The organism is Streptomyces sp. VTCC 41912 (assembly GCF_045799175.1).
Classification (GTDB): Bacteria; Actinomycetota; Actinomycetes; order Streptomycetales; family Streptomycetaceae; genus Streptomyces; species Streptomyces albulus_C.
Genome location: NZ_JBJMAB010000002.1, coordinates 428434 through 449907 on the forward strand (window position 1 = coordinate 428434; position 21474 = coordinate 449907).

At 74.7% G+C, this 21474-nt stretch carries 18 protein-coding genes; 12 read left to right on the forward strand and 6 right to left on the reverse strand.

The window, feature by feature from the left end; all coding sequences use genetic code 11:
• Positions 1–172 precede the first annotated feature (172 nt).
• On the reverse strand, positions 173–1960 hold the full coding sequence (locus tag ACJ6WD_RS05230) for a protein kinase domain-containing protein (protein ID WP_407615201.1): 1788 nt from the start codon (positions 1958–1960) through the stop codon (positions 173–175).
• A 173-nt stretch (positions 1961–2133) separates the two neighbouring features.
• Between ACJ6WD_RS05230 and ACJ6WD_RS05235 the strand changes: the two genes are divergently transcribed.
• The 6 genes from ACJ6WD_RS05235 (at position 2134) to ACJ6WD_RS05260 (ending at position 8027) form a co-directional block, all read left to right on the forward strand.
• Entirely contained in the window at positions 2134–2604 is a 471-nt protein-coding gene (locus ACJ6WD_RS05235; RefSeq protein ID WP_233660823.1) for a hypothetical protein, read from the forward strand.
• A 200-nt stretch (positions 2605–2804) separates the two neighbouring features.
• The gene (locus ACJ6WD_RS05240) at positions 2805–3833 is read left to right on the forward strand and encodes a hypothetical protein (RefSeq protein WP_233660824.1); all 1029 of its coding nucleotides are present in this window, start codon (positions 2805–2807) and stop codon (positions 3831–3833) included.
• 61 nt (positions 3834–3894) lie between these two features.
• Positions 3895–5112: a helix-turn-helix domain-containing protein gene (locus tag ACJ6WD_RS05245; RefSeq protein ID WP_233660825.1), complete on the forward strand. Its 1218-nt coding sequence runs from the start codon at positions 3895–3897 to the stop codon at positions 5110–5112.
• Positions 5113–5270: 158 nt separating this feature from the next.
• A complete protein-coding gene (locus tag ACJ6WD_RS05250) occupies positions 5271–5714 on the forward strand; it encodes a hypothetical protein (protein ID WP_331249741.1) in 444 nt (147 codons plus the stop codon).
• A 319-nt stretch (positions 5715–6033) separates the two neighbouring features.
• Positions 6034–6696 carry a response regulator transcription factor gene (locus ACJ6WD_RS05255; RefSeq protein ID WP_016572835.1) on the forward strand — a complete coding sequence of 221 codons (663 nt, stop codon included), beginning with the start codon at positions 6034–6036 and terminating at the stop codon, positions 6694–6696.
• Positions 6693–8027: a sensor histidine kinase gene (locus ACJ6WD_RS05260; protein ID WP_376445189.1), complete on the forward strand. Its 1335-nt coding sequence runs from the start codon at positions 6693–6695 to the stop codon at positions 8025–8027. Before ACJ6WD_RS05255 ends, ACJ6WD_RS05260 begins: the two co-directional genes overlap by 4 nt.
• Before the next feature lie 68 nt (positions 8028–8095).
• On the opposite strand, the gene ACJ6WD_RS05265 is transcribed toward ACJ6WD_RS05260, so the two are convergent.
• Positions 8096–8470, reverse strand: coding sequence for an STAS domain-containing protein (locus ACJ6WD_RS05265; protein WP_037634995.1), 375 nt, complete (start codon positions 8468–8470; stop codon positions 8096–8098).
• Between the two features lie 615 nt (positions 8471–9085).
• Between ACJ6WD_RS05265 and ACJ6WD_RS05270 the strand changes: the two genes are divergently transcribed.
• Together ACJ6WD_RS05270 and ACJ6WD_RS05275 are read left to right on the forward strand one after the other, a co-directional pair.
• Positions 9086–9745: a sigma-70 family RNA polymerase sigma factor gene (locus tag ACJ6WD_RS05270; RefSeq protein ID WP_233660828.1), complete on the forward strand. Its 660-nt coding sequence runs from the start codon at positions 9086–9088 to the stop codon at positions 9743–9745.
• The gene (locus tag ACJ6WD_RS05275) at positions 9742–11103 is read left to right on the forward strand and encodes a zf-HC2 domain-containing protein (protein WP_233660829.1); all 1362 of its coding nucleotides are present in this window, start codon (positions 9742–9744) and stop codon (positions 11101–11103) included. The genes ACJ6WD_RS05270 and ACJ6WD_RS05275 overlap by 4 nt, the downstream gene beginning before the upstream one ends.
• A gap of 61 nt (positions 11104–11164) precedes the next feature.
• On the opposite strand, the gene purU is transcribed toward ACJ6WD_RS05275, so the two are convergent.
• On the reverse strand, positions 11165–12055 hold the full coding sequence (gene purU / locus ACJ6WD_RS05280) for a formyltetrahydrofolate deformylase (protein ID WP_016578128.1): 891 nt from the start codon (positions 12053–12055) through the stop codon (positions 11165–11167).
• A 59-nt stretch (positions 12056–12114) separates the two neighbouring features.
• A complete protein-coding gene (locus ACJ6WD_RS05285; protein ID WP_233660843.1) occupies positions 12115–12573 on the reverse strand; it encodes an SCO4402 family protein in 459 nt (152 codons plus the stop codon).
• A gap of 171 nt (positions 12574–12744) precedes the next feature.
• Here ACJ6WD_RS05285 and ACJ6WD_RS05290 point away from each other — a divergent pair, with 171 nt between their 5' ends.
• The gene (locus tag ACJ6WD_RS05290; RefSeq protein ID WP_407615202.1) at positions 12745–14085 is read left to right on the forward strand and encodes an ABC transporter substrate-binding protein; all 1341 of its coding nucleotides are present in this window, start codon (positions 12745–12747) and stop codon (positions 14083–14085) included.
• 21 nt (positions 14086–14106) lie between these two features.
• Here ACJ6WD_RS05290 and ACJ6WD_RS05295 read toward each other — a convergent pair whose 3' ends face one another.
• Positions 14107–15864 (reverse strand): hypothetical protein, encoded by a 1758-nt coding sequence (locus tag ACJ6WD_RS05295; RefSeq protein WP_407615203.1) that lies wholly within the window; start codon positions 15862–15864, stop codon positions 14107–14109.
• A gap of 259 nt (positions 15865–16123) precedes the next feature.
• On the reverse strand, positions 16124–17515 hold the full coding sequence (locus ACJ6WD_RS05300; protein WP_233660831.1) for a transcriptional regulator: 1392 nt from the start codon (positions 17513–17515) through the stop codon (positions 16124–16126).
• Positions 17516–17986: 471 nt separating this feature from the next.
• Here ACJ6WD_RS05300 and ACJ6WD_RS05305 point away from each other — a divergent pair, with 471 nt between their 5' ends.
• The 3 genes from ACJ6WD_RS05305 (at position 17987) to ACJ6WD_RS05315 (ending at position 21214) form a co-directional block, all read left to right on the forward strand.
• Entirely contained in the window at positions 17987–18658 is a 672-nt protein-coding gene (locus tag ACJ6WD_RS05305) for a bifunctional DNA primase/polymerase (protein ID WP_233660832.1), read from the forward strand.
• Between the two features lie 97 nt (positions 18659–18755).
• Complete coding sequence (locus tag ACJ6WD_RS05310; RefSeq protein WP_016571475.1) at positions 18756–19595, forward strand: ABC transporter ATP-binding protein; 840 nt, start codon at positions 18756–18758, stop codon at positions 19593–19595.
• Positions 19592–21214: a transporter gene (locus tag ACJ6WD_RS05315; RefSeq protein ID WP_233660833.1), complete on the forward strand. Its 1623-nt coding sequence runs from the start codon at positions 19592–19594 to the stop codon at positions 21212–21214. Before ACJ6WD_RS05310 ends, ACJ6WD_RS05315 begins: the two co-directional genes overlap by 4 nt.
• Positions 21215–21474 lie beyond the last annotated feature (260 nt).

Sequence of the window (21474 nt, forward strand, 5' to 3'; positions counted from 1 at the left end):
GAGCGTATGCGCCCGGGACCGCTTTGTGTACCCGGGAGTAACAGGTTTTCACGGGCTGCGCACAATCACGCCAGCGTTTGCTGGCCGCAACCGGGCTGGTCTGGGGGGATGGGCCGGGGACGGGCCGCCCTCGACGGCCGCGGCACGCCGGGGCGGGCCGGGCCTGGGAAGGTCACCGCCCGGCCAGCCGGAAGGACGTGATCGCGGCGTCGAACTGCCGCTCGGCCTCGGTCCGGGAGGCGACCGGGGAGGAGATCCAGACGTCCATCATCCGGCCGCCCTCGTCCCAGCTCAGGTCGTAGGTGTAGCGCGCGTCGCCGTCCTGGGCGCTGCCGTCCCAGACGAACTCCCAGCGACCGGCTCGGTGTCCGTTGTGGGTGGTCTCGACGACCCGCCCGTCGCGGTAGCCGTCGTAGGTGGTGGGCCCCTTGGCGTCCGCAGTGCGCATCGCGCCGATCGGGCCCTCGGGCACCGGCTGTTGGAGCTGCACGCCGATCCGGAAGCGCTTGCCCTCGGAGTAGTAGTAGACCCGGTCGTTCTCGTAGGAGCGGGCGAAGCCGCTCGGGACCGCCATGCTGAAGCCGGCCGGGTCGTGGACGGTCCGGTATCCGGGCGGTGCGGATCCGTCGCCGCCCGGGGCGATCGACGTGGTGACGGTGACCGTGGGCGCGGGGCCGTCCGGGGCGCTGCCCTGCGGGTCCGCCGGTCCCTGGGGGTCGCGCTGCCCCTTCTCGCCCTTGTGGGCGCCGGCCTGCTCGGAGGCGCCGGGGTGCGGGGCGGTCGGCTCGTCGGTGGTGCCCGCGCCGTTGCCGTCGGCCAGGTAGGCGGCCGTGCCCGCCGCGGCCCCTGCGAGGACGACCGCGGCGGCGGCCACCATCAGGGCGAGGCGGGTACGGCGGGCCTGGGGGCGGGCGGCGCCCGGCGCCCGGTCGGCGGGGGTGCCGGCGGACGCGGGACGGTCGGGGACGGGACGGCCCGGGGCGCCTGCGACACCTGCGGCACCAGGGGCCGCCGAAACCCCGGGGGTGCCGGTCCCCGCTCCGGCGCCCGGCGTGGGCAGCACCGGCGTGCCGGGGGGCCGGAAGGGGTCGCCCTCGGCGGAGCGGGGCGCCACCACCGGCCCGGCCCCGGCCATCGGCGGGGCACCGCCGAGCAGCCGCTCCGTCGCGTCGACGTCCAGCCGCCGCCGCGGATCGCGCTCCAGCAGGCCCCGCACGACGTCCGCCAACGGGTCGGCGGTCGGCGGGAGTTCGATGTCCTCGTAGACCACGGCGTGCAGCACCCCGGCCATCGAGTCCCGGCGGAACGGCGTCGCGCCACTGAGGGCGGCGCACAGCAGCACCCCCAGGGACCACAGGTCGGCCTCCGGGCCGGCGCCGCGTCCGGACATCCGCTCCGGGGCGGTGTACTCGGGCGAGCCGACGAAGCCGCCGGCATCGGTCAACGTCGTCACGCCGGGCACCCGGGCGATCCCGAAGTCGGTGAGCACCACCCGTTCGGTGCCGCGCTCCAGCAGCACGTTGGCCGGTTTGACGTCGCGGTGCAGCACGCCCCGGGCGTGCGCGGCCCGCAGCGCGCCCAGCAGCGCCAGCCCGATCCGGGCCGCCTCGGCCGGCGGGAGCGGTCCGCCGGACGCCAGCCGGTCGGCCAGCGACGCGCCCTCCACCAGCTCCATCACGATCCACGGCCGCCCGTCCTGCTCGACCACGTCGTGCACCACGATCACGTGCGGATGCTTGACCTGGGCGACCGTGCGCGCCTCCCGCATCGCCCGGTCGCGCTGCACCCGCGCCTCGGGCTCCGCCACCAGGTCGTCCACGTTGAGTTCCTTGACCGCCACATGACGGCCCAGCAGTTCGTCCGTGGCCCGCCAGACCGTGCCCATGCCGCCGCGGCCCAGGCGTATCTCCAGCCGGTACCGGTCACCGATCAGTCGGCCTTCTCCCCCGAAGATCCCCATGGCCACATCCTGCCGCACGGCCACCGGGCGGACGGGGGCGGCTCCCGCCCCGCGCACGCCCCAACTCCTCACCTATCAGCGCGTGTTACCACCATTGGGACGCATCTCCCGCCCGCCTGCGCCGGCGGCGAAACGGGCCGGGAACCCCCCGCCCCTGTGATCCACTGGCTGCCATGGAGGCAGTCATAGCGAGCGTCGTCGCGGTCTTCGGGACCCTGCTGGGTTCCGCCATCACCCACCACTTCCAGCGGCGGTCCGCCGACCGCAGCGAGCAGTTCGCCCGTGCGCAACGGCTCCGCCAGGAGCGGATGGACGCGTACTGCGCGTACGCGGCGGCGCTCCTGGAGTACCGGCGGGTCCTGGTCCACCGCTGGTTCGTGCGGCACGAGGAGGGCCGCTGCGGCGAGGACACCGTGGAGCTGCGCGAGGAGGTCTACAAGGCCCGGTGCGCGGCCCAAGAAGCCATGTTCCGCGCCCAGATGGTCTCCGACGACCCGGCCGTCCTCGAATCCAGCGAACAGATCCTGGAGCAGGTGACGGAGATCCACTGGGCCCCGGACCTCGCCGCCTTCACCAGCCTGCGGGACGCCACCCGCCGCGGCATCCGCGACTTCGTGGCGGTCACCGCCCGCCGCGTGCGGTGACCGCGGCCCGCGCGGAACGGATCGACGCCCTGCCGCACCGCGTACCGTGAGCCCCCGCACGGATCTTGATCAACTCGCGACACACGGAGCGGAACCTCCCCCGCCCCCGGACCCGTCCTTGACACAGTGAGGCGGCGGCAGCGGCGGCACCGGCGACGACTCCGCCACGGCGACGAGCGGCACGGAAACGGGGATCGGGCATGGTCATGCGGGACGGCGACGTGCTGGACGTCCGTCCGGGCGGCGCCCCCTCCCGCGCCGCCCCCGAGGACCACGGCGCGTACCACACCACCGCGTTCTTCCTGACGCTCTACGCGTCCGCGCTCGCCGCCTGGACGGTCTACGGCATCGTCCAGGGGGACGGCTCCCTCTGGGACTTCGTCGAGGGGCTCTTCAACCCCGGCGCCTCCCCCGCCTCCCAACTGGTCGGCCCCTACGAGTGGGCCTTCGCCGCCGCGTTCCTCGCGACCGCCGGACTCGCCGTCGCCCACCGGCGCGCGGCCCGCAGCGCCGCGCTCTTCTCCGGGTGCTTCCTGCTGGCCGTCTCGCTGCGCGAGGCGGTCGGCCTGTTCGACGCGGCCTACCGGGACCAGTACGCCACCGACCCGCTCGGCGGGTGGGCGCTGGCCACCCGGGTGCTGGGCCTGGTGGTGGCGGTGGCCGTGCTGACCACGATGTTCCCGGCGGCCGAGCACCGCCGGCGCCGGCGCGCGGAGTCCGCCCCCGCCGCGCCCCGCCCCGCCCCCTGCGCCCGGGACCGGCGGCTCTCCCGCATCTGCGGCGTCCTCTTCCTCGTCATGGGGCTGGCCCGGCTCGCCTGGACCGTCCGCGACCTGACGACGGCGGGCATGGACACCGCCCGCTACCTCCGCGGCGCGGTCGACGGCTCGGTGCTGGGCACCCTCAACCTGGCCGCGTCCACGGAGTTCACCACCCTGGGCTCGGTGCTGGGCTTCCTCGTGCTGGGCATCCTGGCCTTCCGCGCCCGCCGCGACGTCCGCGGCGCGCTGCTGGTCTTCGCGTCGATCCAGCTGTACCTCACCGTCCGCACGGTGGTCTGGCTGACCGTCACCGACTTCTTCAACCAGTCCTTCGAAACCCCCGAGGGCGCCCTCTCCATGGCCACCACGGCCTTCGAACTGGCCGCGATGACGTCGGCGGTGGTGTTGGTGATGGGGACGGGGGCGGGACGGGGCGACGACGTCCCCGGCGACGACCGTGCTCCGTGACGCCGCGCCCGTTCGCCCACAGGCGTAGCGTGGTCGATACGTCCGTCTCGCGGGGGTCGCCATGGAGTTGTTCCACCAGGAGCCTGACATCGGGGAGCGCATCGCCCGGCTGCGCGCACGGCGCAGGCTGACGCAGGAAGGGCTCGCCGAGCGGGCCGGGCTGTCCGTCGACATCGTGCGCAAACTCGAACAGGGCGTGCGCCGGACGGCGCGGCTGAGCACGCTCAACGCCCTGGCCGCCGCACTGGACGTGGAGACGTCCACGCTGGTCGGCAAGCCGGCCACCTTCGAGGTGCGCAGCGACGGCGAGCAGCCGTCCGTACTGGCGCTGCGTCAGGCCGTCGCTCCGGTGTCCGAACTCCTCGGGGACGAAGCCGACCCCGAGGAGCCGCCGGACCTCGCGTCGCTGCGGGCCTCCTTGCACTCGACGGAACGCATCCGCCGGGAAGGCCGCATGGCGGAAATCGGTACGCTGCTCCCGCAGTTGATCCGCGACGCCAAGGCGGTGGCGCACGCCTCCACCGGCGACACGGCGGCCGCCGCCCAGTCCGTGCTGGCCGAGGCGTACCAGATCGCCGCGACGACACTGGCCGCACTGGGCAAGGAGGACGCCGCGTTCACCGCGCTCGAACGGGCGCGGACGGCCGCGGCCAAGGGGGACGACCCGCACCTGGAGACGGTGGGCTTCGCCAGCCTCGCCTGGGTCCTGACCAAGCAGGGCCGGTTGGCCGACGCAGAACGGGTCGCGCTCGGCACCGCGGAGCGCATCGAGCCCGGCTTCCGCTCCCCGCCGGTGGAACTGGCCCTGTGGGGAATCCTGCTGCTCCGCGCGGCGACGGCGGCCGTCCGCAGGGAGCGCCACGACACCGTGCGGCAGTTGCTCACGCTGACGGATGCGGCGGCGGCCGGCCTCGGGGCGGACCGGATCGACTACGCCACGCCGTTCGGCCCCACCAACGTGGGCGTGGCGAAGGTCAACTTCCTGGTGGAGATGGCGGACAGCGCGCAGGCCCTGCGCACCGCGCGGACCGTACCGGAGCTGCGGGCGCTGCCGCCCACCTGGCGTGCCCGGTTCCACGTCGACCGGGCCCTGGCCCACGCCGACCTGAACCAGGACGACGCGGCGGTGACGGCCCTGCTGACAGCCGAGCGGACCGCCCCGGAGTGGATGCGGTACCACTCCACCAGCCTGCGCCTGGTGTCCGAACTCCGCGGGCGGGAACGGCGGCGGACCTCCCCGCTGGCGGAGCTCGCCGACCGCCTCGACCTCGACGCGTAGCCGCGACCCGGGGGTGGGACGCGGCGTCCTACCCCCGGGGCGAAGTGGCACGGGGCGTCCCTGTCCGCGCGGTCCGCAGCCGCCTAGCGTGTTGGCCCGTCAGGCCGACGGCCCCGGCCCCCGGCCCCCGGCCACCCCACCCCACAAAGGCAGGCCACGTGTCGCACCTCTCCGACCGCCCCGTCGCCCGGCTGTTGCCCTGGACCGGGCCCGACGGCCAGACCTGTTACCTGCTCTCCGACCGCGCGGGCGCCGGTCGCGTGTCCCGCCATGCCGACCAGGTGGAGGAGGTGCACTTGGCGATGGGCCTCGGGCTGCTGGAGCACGCCGAGCCGTTGATCGAGGATCCGGCGGCCGACGCGGGGCAGCTGCGGTTCCTGTCGGCGCAGCTCAGCACGGCGCTGCGGGACGCCGTACGGGTCGCGGAGAGCCGCGGGGACCTGCTGGCGGAGTACCGGTGGCGCGACGGCGCGGAGGGCACGGAGGCGGTCGAGGTGACCGAGGTGACCGAGGGAGCCAAGGTGACCGAGGCGGCCGGGCGCGCGGACGGGCCGGCGGGGCGGAAGGACGGCGGCGAGGGCGGCAGCGACGGGGCCTCGTAGGCCCCCGCGACCGGCTGGGAGAGGTCTCCCGCCGGGCCGCCCCCGCACGCCGGGGACGTCCGCCGCGTGTGGGGGCCGCGGCGGCCGTCGATGTGAACTGCAACGCCTCCCGGGCTTGTGGCCTCTTCAGTGGTGCAGCATGAGAACCACTCTGCCCGCGGGGTCCGCCCCGCACCATCGTCCGCAGGTCGGGCGAGGACCCCCGCCGGTCGGCGGGGGTGCGGGACCCTCTGGAGGGGGACCCGGCGGCAGGGGAACGGAGTCGCGCAGCGCCGGGCGGTTCCGGGCTCGGACGGTGTGTGGAAGAAAGGGGCGGCCGGTGATCCGTGTCGCTGTGGTGGATGACGAACGGCTCGTCAGGTCCGGACTGCGGATGATCCTGGGGACCGCCCCGGACATCGAGATGGTGGCGGACTGCGGCGGCGCGGAGGCCGCGGAGACCGTACTGGGGTGCGCGGCCGAGGTCGTCCTGCTCGACATCCGGATGCCGGACGTGGACGGGCTGACCGTGCTACGCCAGCTGCGCGCCGCGCCCGAGCCGCCGGCCGTGGCGATGCTCACCACCTTCGACGCCCAGGAGTACCTGACGGCGGCGCTGCGGGAGGGCGCGGCCGGCTTCCTGCTCAAGGACTCCGACCCGGAGCAACTGGTGCGGGCGGTGCGGACGCTGGCGGCGGGCGGCAGCGTCCTGGACCCCGGCGTGACCCGGGCCGTGATCGGCGGCTACCTGACGGCCGAGGACCAGGCAGCGGCGGCCCGGGCGGTGAGCGGGCTGACGCCGCGCGAGTCGCAGGTGCTGGCGCTGCTGGGCGAGGGGCTGGGCAACGCGCAGATCGCGGAGCGGATGGGGTTGGCGCCCAGCACGGTGAAGGACCACGTGCGGGCGCTCCTGGCCAAGCTGGGCGGGATCAACCGGGTGCAGGCGGCGATCGTCGCCGACCGGGCGGGCCTGGTGGCCGGGGCCCCGCGGGGGACCGGGTGAGATCCGACGGCGAGGCGGGCCCGGGCGGCGCGGCACGGGACGCGACGGACCCCGGCCGGGCCGCCGCCCGGGCGCGGCTGCGCCGGGGCGCACGCCGGCTGCTGCGCACGCCGCTGGCCGGCCGGCTGCGCCGGATCGTCCCGGTGGTGGTGCCGGTACTGCTGGCGATCGCCGACGCGCTGCTGGTCAACGGCCTGGAAATGGCGTTGGAGCTGGGCGTCTCGGTGGTCGCGGCGACCGCCCTGCTGCTGCGGCGCCGCTGGCCGCTGCTGGTGTTCCTGGTGACCCTGCCGGGGCTCTACATCGGCTACATCTGGTTCGCGCCGATGATCGCCCTGTACACCCTCGCCGCCTCCCCCGCCGCCGGACCGGTGCGGCGGCGGTGCGCCCCCGGTCCGGCCCGGCTCGGGGTCTGTGCGCTGCTGCTGGTCGCCGCGCACTTCCTGCCGTACCCGATCTCGGACTTCGAGCCGACCGCGTACCGCGAGAACACCCTGGTCCTGATCGACGCCTGCGTCACCTCCGCGGCGCCGATCGCGCTCGGCCTGCTGGTCCGCACCCGTCGTGAACTCGCCTCCCGCGTCGAGGACTTGACCCGCAGCATGCGGCGCGAGGACCGGCTGCTGGCGGAGCGGGTGAAGGCCACCGAACGGGCCCGGCTGGCCCGCGAGATGCACGACGTGGTGGCCCACCAGGTCAGCCTCATCAGCCTCCAGGCCGGGGCGGTGCAGGTCAGCACCGAGGACGAGACGGCGCGCAACGGGGCCCGGACCATCCGGGAGCTGTCCGTGCGCACCCTGGAGGAGCTGCGGCACATGGTCGGCGTCCTGCGCGCGGCCGGCGGCGACGCCCGGGTGGCGGGCGAACTGGCCCCGCAGCCCGACCTGGACGAACTGCCCCGGTTGATCGAGATGAGCGCGCTGGACGTGACGTACGAGGGGCTCGCCGCGGCGCACGACGGCGGGTCCGGCGTGGGCCGGTCGCGCGGCGCCAGGACGGTCGAGCGGGCCGCGTTCCGCACCGTCCAGGAGGCGCTCACCAACGTCCGCAAGCACGCGCCGGGCGCGCGGGTGCGGGTCCGGGTCGACGCGGTGGAACTGGGCGCACCGGCCGGCACGGACGCGGCGGAACGGGCCCGGGAGGGGCTGCGGGTGGAGATCCGCAACGGGCCGCCGGACGCGACGGCGACGGTCCCGGGACTGCCCGGCGGCGGGCACGGGCTGGTGGGACTGCGCGAACGGGCGCAGAGCCTCGGCGGGACGCTGGAGGCGCGCCCCACGTCAGAAGGGGGCTTCGTCGTACGGGCGGAGTTGCCGTACGGGGCGGGGTGAGGGCGGGGCAACCGCTGCGGGGGCCGGGGTGGGCCCGCGCACCGCGCGACCGGCCGGCGCCGGCCGCCTCAGGCCGACAGGGGCGCTGCCGCCTCGTCCACCGCGGTGGACAGGTCCGGGTAGACCTCGAAGAGCCGGCGCACACCCAGGGCGGCGAGTACGCGGTTGACGTGCGAGCCGTCGACGGCGCCCTGGGCGGGCAGGATCAGTCTCAGCCGCCCCTGACAGGAGCGCATCAGGCGGCGGGCGGCGATCAGCACGCCCACCCCGCTGGAATCGCAGAACCGGACCTCGGACAGGTCCAGCACCAGGGACCGCCGGCCGTCGGCCACCGCGTCGTGCACGTGCTGGCGCACCGCGGGCGATGTGACCAGGTCCATTTCTCCGGAGACCTGGAGTACGGCCCAGGGGCCCTTTTCGTCCTCTGCCACCTTCAACGACACGCGCTCGAAGCCTTTCGCTCGCTTTCGGACCGGATGTGTCCCGGTTGCAATACGGAACCCACCCTTCCCGGCTCGACTGCCCGGCCTCTCCCCCGTGAAACGCTTTCGATTCCATGGCGCGGCGGGCCAACCCTCCCCAAGGCTATGCCCAGAGCGCGGCGGGTTTTCGCCCGCAACCGGTCACACCCGCATAACGCATGCGTCGATACAGGCACGAACGGTCCGCACCGGTCCACTTCGAGCAGGAAGCGTCACCAGATCCGCCACAACGTCATGCCGCCCTTACCATCCGCAACACCGTTCCGACCAGCTTTGCCGCAAAGGTGCCTGTGTTGTCGGACCCGCCCACTACATTCGAGGACACGGCGCCCGTCACGGCGTGCGCACGTCCGGCGTCACACCGTCCGCACCGGCGACCGCCGGATCGAGTGACGGCCCGGCGATCGTGAGCGGAGGGGTACGGAAGGGTACGAGAGTGGGCGGGAGTGACAGCACGGGGCCCGACCGAGCGCGGCCCCGGAGGGACCGGGGCCGTCGTACGACACGCGGCCGAGGTCCCGGCAGAGCGCCGGCCGAGGTGTGAGCCCGGCCGCGACGGGCAGGGATGGGGGTCCCATGGCACACGACGCACCACCGCGCTGGGACAGGCGGATGCAGCAGCGGCTCGCCCGCGGCGAGGCGGCCGCGCTCGGTGAGCTCTACGACCGGTTCGCCTCGCTCGTGCACAGCCTCGCCTACCGCGTCCTGGAGGACGAGCGCGCCGCCGACCGCATCACCCGCGAGGTGTTCGCCTACGTCTGGGAGCACCCGGACTCCTACGACCCCAAGCAGGGTTCGCTGCGCTCCTGGGTGGCCGGGATCACCCGCCACCAGGCCGTCCAGCGGCTGCGCCAGACCGAGTCCGACTCCGCCCGCGACCACGGCGAGGACGGCCCCGCGACCGCCGAGTCGGAGCGCGCGCTGGAGCGGAAGATCCACGAGGCGTCCACCGCAGCCCGCGCCGACTACATCGTCACCTCCATGCCCGCCCCGCTGCGCGAGGCCCTGGAGCTGGCGTACTTCCAGCGCCGGGACTACCGCCAGACCGCCGCCGACCTCGGCGTCACCGAGGACGAGGCGCGCCGCCGGCTCCGCCTGGGCCTCCAACTGCTGTCCACCGCCCACAACCACCAGGCCCTGCCGGCGGTCCCCATGCGCCGCGCCGCCCGGGGGCCGCACGCCCCGCGACCGCCGCACTCCGCCCCGCCCGGCCCGGGCCACGGACGGTCGCTGTGAGGGGCCCCGACGAGTGGGACGACCGCGGGCGCCCCGGCGGCTCCGGCGAGCGCCCCCGGATACCGGGCCCGCGCCCCGCCGCGGAGGACCACGGCCCGCTCCCGGACCTGCCGTCCGCCGCCCGCGTCCGCACCGACCCGCCAGGCACCGTCCCGGATCCCGCCCCGCCCCACCACGTCCCCGCGGAGTACGAAAGCGATGACGCCCCCGTGACCGGCGACGCCACCGGCCCGCGCCACCCGGCACCGGCCGCCCCGTCCCACAAGGTGCTCAAGTCGCTGCTGGGTGCCTGGGCGCTGTCCGCCTGCTCGCCGGAGGAGACCGCCGCCGTCGAGGAGCACCTGACGGACTGTGCCACCTGCGCCGACGAGGCGCTGCGACTGCGCGACGCGGTGGGGCTGCTGCACCCCGCCGACAGCCTCGACCTCGATCCGCTGCTGCGGTCGCGGGTGTTGGAGGGGTGCCTGGGCCGCCGGCCGGCGCGCATCCCGGTGCCGGACTGGGTGACGCCGTACGACGCCGAGACCGCCAAGTTGGACGCCCTGCTGCGCGACATGGGCGAGGCGGAGTGGCGGGCCCCGGTGCGGCTGCGCTGGTTCGACGGCCGGGAGCCGGTCGAGCACCCGACCACGGTCGCCGGGGTGATCGGCCATCTGATGGCGGTGGACGGCATGGTCGCGACGGCCCTCGGGCTGCCCGACCCGCTGGGCGCCGCCGCCCCGGAACACCCCGGTCCGCGCCGCCGCACCGAGGCGTACTGGCAGGCCGTGGGCGAGGACGCGGACCCGCACGCACCGCACGACCCGTGGCGCGAGCAGGGCCAGGCACTGATCAGGACGGCGTCGTTCGCCGGCGGCGGGGTGGCCGAACTCTCCGTCCCCTACGGCAAGTTCAGCCTCTCGCTGCGCGACGCGTTCCTGGACCGCGCCTTCGAGACGTGGGTGCACGCCGGGGACATCGCCGAAGCGGTGGACTACCCGTACCGACCGCCCGCCGCCGGCCACCTCCACCGGCTCGTGGACCTGGCCGCCCGGCTGCTGCCGAGCACGCTCGCCCAGCGCCGGCAGGCCGGGCTGGCCGCACCCGCACACGGGCTGGTCGCCGCCGGTGCACCGGGCCGCTCGCTGCACCTGGAGGTCGAGGGCAGCGGCGGCGGGGACTGGTACATAGCCCTGGACTCGCCGGCGGCGGTCGGCTCGCCCGAGTACACCGTCGCCCACATCGCGCTGGACAGCGACGAGTTCTGCCAGCTGGCCGCCGGGCACATCTCCCCGGAGGAGGCCGCGGCCGGTCAGACCGGCGAGCGCGAGGCGATCCGCGAGGTGCTGTTCGCCACGGCGGCGCTGTCCCGGCTGTGAGGCGGGACGCCGCCGGGCCGGCCGCGGCGCCCCGCGCCGCGGCCGTACACGGTCGTCCGCGTCAGGCGAAGATGACCGTGCGGGTGCCGTTGAGCAGCACCCGGCGCTCGCTGTGCCACTTCACGGCCCGCGCCAGCGCCTGGCACTCGACGTCGCGGCCGATCGCCACGAGCTGGTCCGGGGTGACGTCGTGGCCGACCCGCTCGACCTCCTGCTCGATGATCGGGCCCTCGTCGAGGTCCGCGGTCACGTAGTGCGCGGTGGCGCCGATGAGCTTCACACCGCGGGCGTGCGCCTGGTGGTAGGGGCGGGCGCCCTTGAAGCTCGGCAGGAAGGAGTGGTGGATGTTGATGACCCGGCCGGCCAGTGCCTTGCAGAGGTCGTCGGAGAGGACCTGCATGTAGCGGGCGAGCACCACCAGCTCGACGTGCTCCTTCTCCACCAGCTCCAGCAGTTGCGCCTCGGCCTGCTCCTTGGTGTCGCGGGTGACCGGGATGTGGTGGAACGGCACGTTGTAGGACCCGACCAGCTCGGCGAAGTCGGTGTGGTTGGACACCACGGCCGCGATCTCGACCGGCAGCGCGCCGATCCGGGAGCGGAAGAGCAGGTCGTTGAGGCAGTGCCCGAACTTGGACACCATCAGCACGACGCGCATCTTCTCGTCGGCCCGGTGGATCTGCCAGTCCATGCCGAAGGAGTCGCCCACCGCCGCGAAGCTGGCCCGCAACTTCGCGACGTCGACCTGCGGTTCCGCGGTGAAGTGGACCCGCATGAAGAACAGGCCGGTGTCCCGGTCGCCGAACTGCTGACTGTCCTCGATGTTGCAGCCGGTCATGAAGAGGTAACTGGACACCGCGTGCACGATGCCCTTCTTGTCCGGGCAGGACAGGGTGAGGACGTACTGATCGTTCCGATCGCGCTGATCGGGCTGGGTGGGCTGCGACTCGCTCATGACCTCATAGGGTCCCATATCCGCCGGGCAGGTCGGACCAGGGCGGCCCCCGGGCGCGCTCACGCCGGGGCCGGCGGTCCCCCGGTCAGGGCGGCCAGCGCGTCGAGGGAGTGCGGGGCGGTGTCCGGGTCCTCGCCGTCCGCGGTGGCCAGGTGGACGTGCGCCTCGCGGGCGGCCCGCACGGCGTCCGGCCATCCCGGGTGCGCCATGTAGGCGGTGACCGGCGCGTCCGCCCCCACCTGGTGCATGATGCGCAGCACCCGGAGGACGGCGAGGTCCACCAGCTGGGCCTCCTGGGCGTCGCGGAAGATCGTGCCGACGTACTTCTCGGCGGACCAGTTGTCCAACCAGGTGTCCTCGACGAGTCGGTAGACGGCGTCGGTGACGTCCCCGTACCCGGGCCGGCCGGTCAGCCAGGTGTGCTGCTGGAAGGCGGGGTCGGAGAGCATGTGCAGCGCGGAGCGCACGTTGCTGCGCCAGCGCCACCACGGCATGTCAGAGAACGGCATGCCGTCCATGGTGGTCGAGCGGCGGCCGCGACGGGAAGACTTCTCCGAACCTTGCACAGCAAGCGATCGTACGTTCCTCCCGATTGATCTCGATCGGCCCCCCGGAGTTCACCGCGGCGTCACCATCCGTTGTCCCCCCGTCACGCACCCGTTCCGGCCGCAGCGGAAGGCTGCGGGGCCATGACCGGACGGCGACGCTCCTCCCCCCGCCCCTTCCCACGCGCTTCCGCGACCGCCGCGGCGGCGTGCACGGCGGTCCTCGCGTCGCTGCTGTCCGGCTGCGGCTCCCTGCCCGGCGCGGGTGCCGGAGGGCAGGAGCCGATCACGGTGATGACGTGGGCCCCGGAGGGCACCCGCACGACCAACATGCCGGGGATGCCGGCCATGGCGCAGGCGTACGCCCGCTGGGTCAACTCCCGCGGCGGCCTCGCCGGCCACCCCCTGAAGGTCCTCACCTGCAACGAGCACAACGACTCGGCGGAGGCCACCAAGTGCGCCCAGCGCGCGGTGGACGCCGGGGCGGTCGCGGTGGTCGGCTCGTACAGCCAGTGGGGCCGCTCGTTCATGTCCCCGCTGGAGGTGGCCGGCATCCCGTTCATCGGCGGGTACGGCGCCTCCGCCGAGGAGTTCGCCAGCCCGCTCTCCTACCCTGTCAACGGCGGCCAGGCCGCGCTCCTGGCCGGGAACGGCCGCCAGCTGGCGGCGGACTGCCGGCGGGTCGCGCTGGTCCGTCCGGACACCATCCAGGGCGACCAGATGACCGGGCTGCTCGACGCCGGGCTCAACGGCGGGGGCCGCAAGGGCGCCGCCGACGTCAAGGCGCCCGAGGTCAGCACCGACTACTCGCCGCAGGTCGCCGCCGCCCTCGACGCGGTGGGCGCGGATCCCGCCGCCTACGGGACGGCGAGGACCGGCGGGCAGGCGCCCGGCTCCTGCGTGGCGGCCTCGCTCGGCGACGGCACCGACACCTTCTTCGACGCGTTCCGGCGCCTCCAGGAGTCCCGCCCCACGGTGCAGCTGGGGTCCGTCCTGGGCAGCGTCGACCAGTCGATGGTCAACCGCAGCGGCGGGGCCTCCGGCCCGCTGGAGGGCGCGGACGTCACCGGCTGGTACCCGGTGGCCAGCGATCCGCGGTGGCGGCCGATGCGCCAGGTGATCACCCAGGAGGCGTTCGACGACGCCCGCCTCGACCCGGCCGACCAGGGCGTCCAGACGACCTGGATCGCCTACACCGTGCTGCACGCGGCGGTGCAGCAACTGGCCGACGCCAGCGTGAGCGACGTCACCGCGCACGCCCTCCAGGCCACCCTGGACCGCGGCGACCAGGCCATCGACACCGGCGGACTCACGCCCAAGCTGCGCTGGCGCGACGACGACATGCTGGCCGTCGCGGACTTCCCGCGGATCGTCAACGCGGACGTGACGTACCAGGTCGTCCGGCACGGCGAACTGGTCGCCGCCCAGGAGGGGTTCGTCGACGTCACCACGACGCTGGAGCGGCGGCGCACCGACGACGAGTGACGCCCGCACCGCCGCCGGCGGTCACAGCTGCTCGGGCTGGTGCTCCCGGAGGTGGTACTTCTGCGCGAGGGGGTTCCACAGGGCGGCCGCCTGCTGCTTGGCCTGGGTGGCCGCGCCGCTGGCCGCGTTCCCCTGGGCGGGCTCCTTGCCGCCCTTGGCGTGGCCCTTGTCGCAGCCGCCCTTGCCGGCGGTCTTGTCGGCCCAGGCCGCGTAGTGGTTGTCGGCGGCGGCCGAGGACTGCCACGCCTTGGTCAGCGCGGCGGTCAACTGGGCGTTGTTGGGTATCTGGTCCACGGGAAGCTGCTGGAGCCGCTTGATCAGGTCGTTGCGCTGCCCCGCGGCGGACCGCAGGTCGTTGGCGGCGCCGTCGAGGTTGGTGCAGGTCTTGATGTTCTGCACCGCGCCGATGACCGCCGAGCGGCTGTTGTTGCTGTCGGCGAGCAACGCGTCCAGCCCCTTGGCCTGGCCCTCGGCCGGATCGCCCGCCGGGTTGCCGGCCGGCTTGGAGGTGTCGTCCTTGGCCGACTTGGCGGCACTGGTGCCGGGGTCCTTCTTCTGCCCGCCGTCGTCGCTGCCGCCGCTGAGCGCCCAGCCGACGCCGAGGCCGACACCGGCCAGCACGACCACGATCCCCCCGATGATCGCGGCGGGGGGCAGCTTGCGACGGCCGCCGCCGTCGTCGTAGGAGGCGTACTGGTCCTGCCCGCCGGCGGGGGCGAACGGGCCACCGGGGCCGGGCTGCCCGCCGTACGGCGGACGGGCCTGGTCGTCGAAGCGCGGCAGTTGGGCGGTGGCGTCGGGCGCCGGGACGGCACCGGGGGCGCCCGGCCCGTCACGGAACAGGCCGTCGAACTCGGCGGGCGTCGGCCGGTCGGCGGGCGCCCCGGGCGGACCGCCGAACGGCCCGCCGGGCGGCGGCGTGGGCATCCCGGCACCCGCGGCACCGCCGACCGGCGGTATCAGCTGGGTGGCCTCGGAACCGTCGGCCCCGGGCATCGGCTGGGACTGCGGCAGGGGCTGGCCGGGCCGCGGCGGCCCCTGGTCGGCCTTGATCGGCCGCAGCATCTGGGTGGCCGCGTCGCCGACCGGCGGGGCGGCACCCCCCGAGACCGGCGGCAGGACCGTGGTCGCCTCCGAGGCGTTCGCGACCGGCGGCAGTGGCGCGCCGGTCTGCGGGGTCGCGCGGACCAGTTCGCCGGACGGGCCCGTGGGCTGCTCGGCGTAGGGGGTCTGCTGGGGCGGCAGGGCGCCGGGCGCGGGCTGACCGTGCTGGCCCGGCTGGCCCGGCTGGCCGCCGAAGGGGAGGCCGGCGGGCGCCTCGGGGGCCGTGGCGATCGGCGGCAGCGGCCCGGCGGCCGGCGCACCCGGCTGGGGCGCCTGCGGCGGCATCGAGGGCGGCGCGGCCGGCATCGGCGGCTGCCCGTGGGCCGGCGGCGGGAAGCCCTGGTCCTGTGGTGCGAAGGCGTGGTTCTGCGGCGGCAGCGCCTGCGGAGCGGCGGGCTGCTGGAACGGGGCGGGGCCCTGCGGGGCCGGCGACTGCTCGGCCGGGTAGCCCACTCCCTGTCCGTAGGTCTGCGGCCCGCCGGGCACGGCGGGCGGCTGCTGCGCGGACGGCTGCTGGCCCGGCCCCCAGGGCTGGCCCCACGGCTGCCCGGCGGGCGGCGCGGCCTGCTGGTCGGGCGCCCATGCGTCGCCGCCGCCGGCGGGCAGCACTATGCCCTCCCTGGCCGGTCCGGCCGCAGAATTCTGCGGGTCGTGACCCTGTCCGCTCTGCGTCACCGGGACTCCTACCATCGTGCAGACCTACGGAATCGTCGGCTGCACGCTACCGGTTCGCAGCAACGTTCGACCATGTGTCCAGGTCACCGCGCCGGCCCCGGACACCGAGCGCCGTCGGCGCCGCCGAACGCGCGGGAGGCGGGCCGGAAACCCGGCCCGCCCCGGCGCCACAGGGCCGAACGCACCTCGGCCCGTCCCCCCTTTCCCCCACCGGCGGACACCGTCGGCATGCCCCTTGAGGCGTGGGTTGAGGCATTGCTCACGCTGCGGCGCGGAGTTCCATCCGTGCGGCGAATTCCCTTACGACTGGTTCGTCCTGATACGGCTCCAGGCGTTGCCGGAGGTCCTCCAGGTATTCCGCACCGCGATCCGAGCGCAGACCACCCAACAGCTCGATCGCCCGCGTGCCCGTGTGGCAGGCCAACTCGACCTCCCGCTGCTGCACCTGGGCGCTGGCCAGCAGCACCAGCCCGATGGCGCGGCGCCGCGCCCGGCCCGCCGGATGGCCGTCCAACGCCTCCTGCGCCCGCTGGGCGGCCGGCGCCGGCTGGCCCAAATCGCGATGGCAGTGCGCGAGTTCGTCGGCCAGGTAGGCCGGGTCGAAATGACCGATCCAGTCCGGGTCGTCACCGGTGTCGGCCGCCGCCTCGGCGCGCTCCATCGCGGAGACCGCCCGGCCCGCCACCGCTTGGAAGGCCCGGGCGTCGCCCAACAGGGCGTGACCGCGCGCCTCAGCGGCGAAGAACATCGCCTCCGCCCGGGGCGTGACCTGCCCCCGCGCACCCTCCTGGGCGGCCCGGGCGAGCTGCGCGATCTCCCGCGGATTGCCCAGGGAGGCGGCCAGGTGGCTCATGCTGGCGGCGAGCACGTAACCGCCGTACCCGCGGTCGCCGGCCGCTTGCGCCAGCCGCAGCGCCTGGATGTAGTAGCGCTGCGCCAGGCCCGGTTGACCGGTGTCGACGGCCATGTAACCGCCCAGTTCGGTCAACCGGGCCACCGCGGCGAAGAGTTCCCGCCCGACCGCCTCACGGTACGACCCCGCCAGCAGCCCCGAGACGACGCTGTTGAGGTAGTGCACGACGACCGGCCGGACGTGCCCGGCGCCGAACCGGTGGTCCAGTTCACTGAGCGCCGAGGTCATCGCCCGTACGGCCGCGACGTCCGAAACGCCCACCCTGGCACCGGCGTTGCGGGACACCTGGCTGTCCGCGCCGGTGATCAACCAGTCCCGGCTGGGCTCGACCAGCGCGGAGGCGGCGACCGTGGACCCGCTGAGGAAGTCCCGCCGCCCCACGTCGCTGCGCCACAGCTCGCAGACCTGCTCGATGGCGCCCAGGACGGTGGGCGAGAACTGCAGCCCCACCCCGGAGGCGAGGTTCTTGCCGTCGGCCATCCCGATCTCGTCGATGGTGACCGCGCGGCCGAGCTTGCGGCCCAGCGCCTCGGCGATGATGGCCGGCGCGCGGCCCCGTGGCTGCTGCCCGCGCAGCCAGCGCGCCACGGAGGTCTTGTCGTAGCGCAGGTCGAGTCCGTGTTCCGCGCCGCACATGTTGACGCGGCGGGCCAGCCCCGCGTTGGAGCAGCCGGCTTCCTGGATGAGCGCTTGCAGCCGTTCGTTGGGCTGGCGCGCGACGAGTGGCCTGGCGGCCATGGTGGTACCCCCTGTACTGCTGCTGCACGTTCACCGGCGAACGCCGTCCTCGCGATCAATTCCCCGTACATATCCCGGATATCCGAGAAATCCGGGATATGCGTGGTACGGAGTGAGGGACGCGCTTCGCAGTGGATGCCCGGGATGCGTGCGATGTGCCCGATGCCCGTGCATCGTCGTGCGGGGCGCGGCGTCCCGAAGTCCGCACCGCGAAGGGCTGGTCCACGAGAAGGGGGGCGTGCGGTGTCCGTGCACCGGTCACGGCGCCGCGGCGCAGGGCTCCCCTGGTGCTCCGCGGCCGACCGTCGGGCGGCCTCTCCGCCCGTCACGCAGGTGGCTACCCGCTCCCCGGGCCCCATCCGCACACGCGCCCCCACTGGTGCATCCATGCGCCCCACGTGCCGGAATGATGCGCCGGGGCTGTCACCCGTTCGGCCGTAACCCTTGGTGACAAGGGGAGTTGTCCTCTGCGTGGAAGAGACCATCGGAGTCACAGGAGCCCCGCAGATCCCCAAACAGCGCGGCGAGCAGCTCATCGACACTGCGGTGCGTTACGCCGAGGAACGCCATTGGGAGGTGTTCCCCGGCGCATGGCTGGAGCACGACGGCGACCGCCCGCGCTGTTCGTGCAGCGCCGTCAACTGCCCCTCGCCGGGCGCCCATCCGACCGCACCGGGCTGGGCGGGCACGGCCACCGGCAGCGCCACGGCGCTCCGTCGGATGTGGGGCAAGCACCCGCGGGCTTCGATCCTGCTGCCGACCGGTCGGACCTTCGAGGCGCTCGACGTCCCCGAGACGGCGGGCTGCCTGGCGCTGGCCCGGATGGAGCGACTGGACGTGACGCTCGGCCCGGTCACCCGCACCCCCGACCGCCGGATGCTCTTCCTCGTCCTCCCCGGCGCCGCCGCGAAGGTCCCGGTCCTGGTGCGCACCCTGGGCTGGGCCCCGGCCGCACTCGACCTGATCTGCCGCGGCGAGGGCGAGTACATCGCCGCACCGCCGACCCGGGTGGGCCCGCACGGCGCGGTGCAGTGGGCGCGCCGCCCCACCGCGAGCAACCGCTGGCTGCCGGACGCGGAGGAGCTGATCAGCCCGCTGGCGTACGCCTGCGCGCGCGACGCGGCGGCGCTGCGCGCCCGCTGACGCGCGGCCGAGCGGGTTTGTCAGCGCCTGCCCGTATCGTGGGACGCCTGGACGGGGGCCGGGACCAGGCCCCTGCGGGGACGTCGAAGGGCAGGCCGTGGCCAGCGAACCGGTAGAGAAGCAAGAGCAGGACGGGTCGTCCGCGACCCCGGGCGGCGCCGTCACCGGCCCGCCCGCGGTCCGCATCGAGGGCCTGTGGAAGCGGTTCGGCGAGCAGACCGCGGTCCACGGCATCGATCTGACGCTGCCCGCGGGCCACTTCATCGGGCTGGTCGGCCCCAACGGCGCGGGCAAGACCACCACCCTGTCCATGGTGACGGGCCTGCTGCGGCCGGACTCCGGGCTGGTCGAGATCGGCGGGCACGACGTCTGGCGGGACCCGGTGGCGGTCAAGTCCCGGATCGGGGTGCTTCCCGAGGGCCTGCGGCTGTTCGAGCGGCTCTCCGGGCGCGAACTCCTCGCCTACATAGGCCGGTTGCGGGGCCTGCCCGGCGCCGAGGTGGACAAGCGCGCCGCCCAGCTGCTGGACGTGCTGGACCTGGCCGGCTCACAGCACAAGCTCGTCGTGGACTACTCCACGGGCATGCGCAAGAAGATCGGCCTGGCCGCCGCGCTGCTGCACAACCCGGAGATCCTCTTCCTGGACGAGCCCTTCGAGGGCGTCGACCCGGTGTCCGCGCAGACCATCCGCGGCGTCCTGGAGCGCTACACCTCCTCCGGGGCGACGGTGATCTTCTCCAGTCACGTGATGGAGCTGGTCGAGTCGCTCTGCGACTGGGTCGCGGTGATGGCCGCCGGCCGGATCCGCGCACAGGGCCCGCTCGCCGAGGTGCGCGGCGAGGCGCCCTCCCTCCAGGACGCGTTCCTCGGACTGGTCGGCGCGCGCGGCCGCGCCGCCGGGCAGAACCTCGACTGGCTGGGCGGCGGCGCCCGATGAGCACCCACGCCACCGCCGCCGCTCCCCCCTCGCTGGTCCCGGTCTTCGTCCGGCTGAAGCTGACGCTGCTGCGCAACGGCCTGCGCCAGTCCACCGGGCGCACCGTGGCCTACATCGTCTCGGCCGTCTTCGGCCTGCTCTTCACCGCCGGCGTCGTCCTCGGCCTGGTGGCGCTGCGCGGCACTGCGCACGCCGGCGCGCTCACCGTCATCCTCACCGCGCTCCTCACCCTGGGGTGGGCGGTGATGCCGCTGTTCTTCCCCAGCGGCGACGAGACCCTCGACCCGACCCGGCTGGTGATGCTGCCGTTGCGGCCCCGCCCGCTGATCGGCGCGCTGCTGGCGACGTCGCTGGTGGGCGTGGGCCCGCTCGGCACGCTCGCCGTGGTGACCGGTGCGGTGGTCGCGGTCGCGGACGGGACGGCGGCCGCGCTCGTCGGCGTCCTGGCCGTCGTCCTGGTGGTGCTGGTGTGCGTCGCCCTGGCGCGGGCCGTGGCCACCGCCTCGGTACGGCTGCTGACCAGCCGCCGGGGCCGCGATCTCGCCGTGCTGGGCGGCCTGTTCGTCGCCCTCGGCTTCCAGGGCATCAACATCGTCGCGCAGCGGCTGGGCGGCCCCGACGGCCTGTCCGTGCTGGAGCCGATGGGCGGGGTGCTGCGCTGGGTGCCGCCGGCCGCCGCCCTGGGCGCCGTCGACGACGTCGGGCACGGCGCCTACGGGCGCGCGGCGGCCGGCCTGGCACTGACGGCACTGGCCCTGGGGCTGCTCCTGTGGTGGTGGCAGCGGACCCTGACCACCCTGATGACCGCGCCGGACTCCTCCACCCTCCAGGCCGTGGAGAAGGACAGCGCGCGCCGGGCCGGCGGCGAGGAGCGCGGGCTCGCCCGGCTGCTGCCCGGCGGGCGGACGGGCACGGTCATGCTGCGGACGCTGCGCTACGCCTGGCGCGACCCGAAGTCGAAGATGTCCTGGGCGATGTCCCTGGGCTTCGGCCTGCTGGTGCCGATCCTCTACGCCGCGCAGGGCAACGGCAGCATCTACACCTCGTTCTCCGCGTCGGCGCTGCTCGGCCTGCAGATGTACAACCAGTTCGGCCAGGACACCTCGGCGTTCTGGATGGTGGCCTCGACGATCGCCACCCCCCGGGACGCCTTCGAGGAGTTGCGGGCCCGGGCGCTGACCCTGGCGCTGGTGGCCGTGCCGTACGTGACGCTGGTCGTCGTCGGCACCGCGGCCTTCATCGGCCCGTGGTCGGACTTCTTCCAGGTCTACGGGCTCTCGCTGGGCCTGCTGGGCGGACTGTTCGCCACCGGGGCGATGGCGTCGGCGCTGTTCCCGTACTCCATCCCGTCGGACGGCAACAAGAGCGTGGCGCCCGGTCAGGCCGGGATCGCCTGGATCAGCCTGTTCGGCGGGTTCCTGGTGGCCTCGGTGCTGGCCTCGCCGCTGCTGGCGCTGACCGTCTGGCTCCATGTGGCGGGCCTCCAGGGCCTGTTGTGGGTGCTGCTGCCGGTCGGCGCGGCGTACGCGCTGGGCATCGCGACGCTGGGGCTGAAGCTGGCGGCTCCCCGGGTGGTGGCCCGGCTGCCGGAGATCCTGGCGGCGGTCAGCAAGGGGTGACGTGACGGCCCTCGGGGCCGACCTCGCGGGGTGTCGACCGGTGCACGGTCGGCACCCCGATGCTTTCCTCCCCCGGGAGCTCCCCCTGCCGGCCGTCCGCCGTCCGCCGTCCAGGCCGCTACGACGAACGCGCCGCAACGAGGCCGCCCCGCCCGGCAAAACCCCAGATCACCACCCCCAACGGCTTTGCCGGGACGTTATCCACAGGCTTCCCCGACCGGCCCGCCGGAGCGGTAGCGTCATGGCGTCGAGAGCGAACG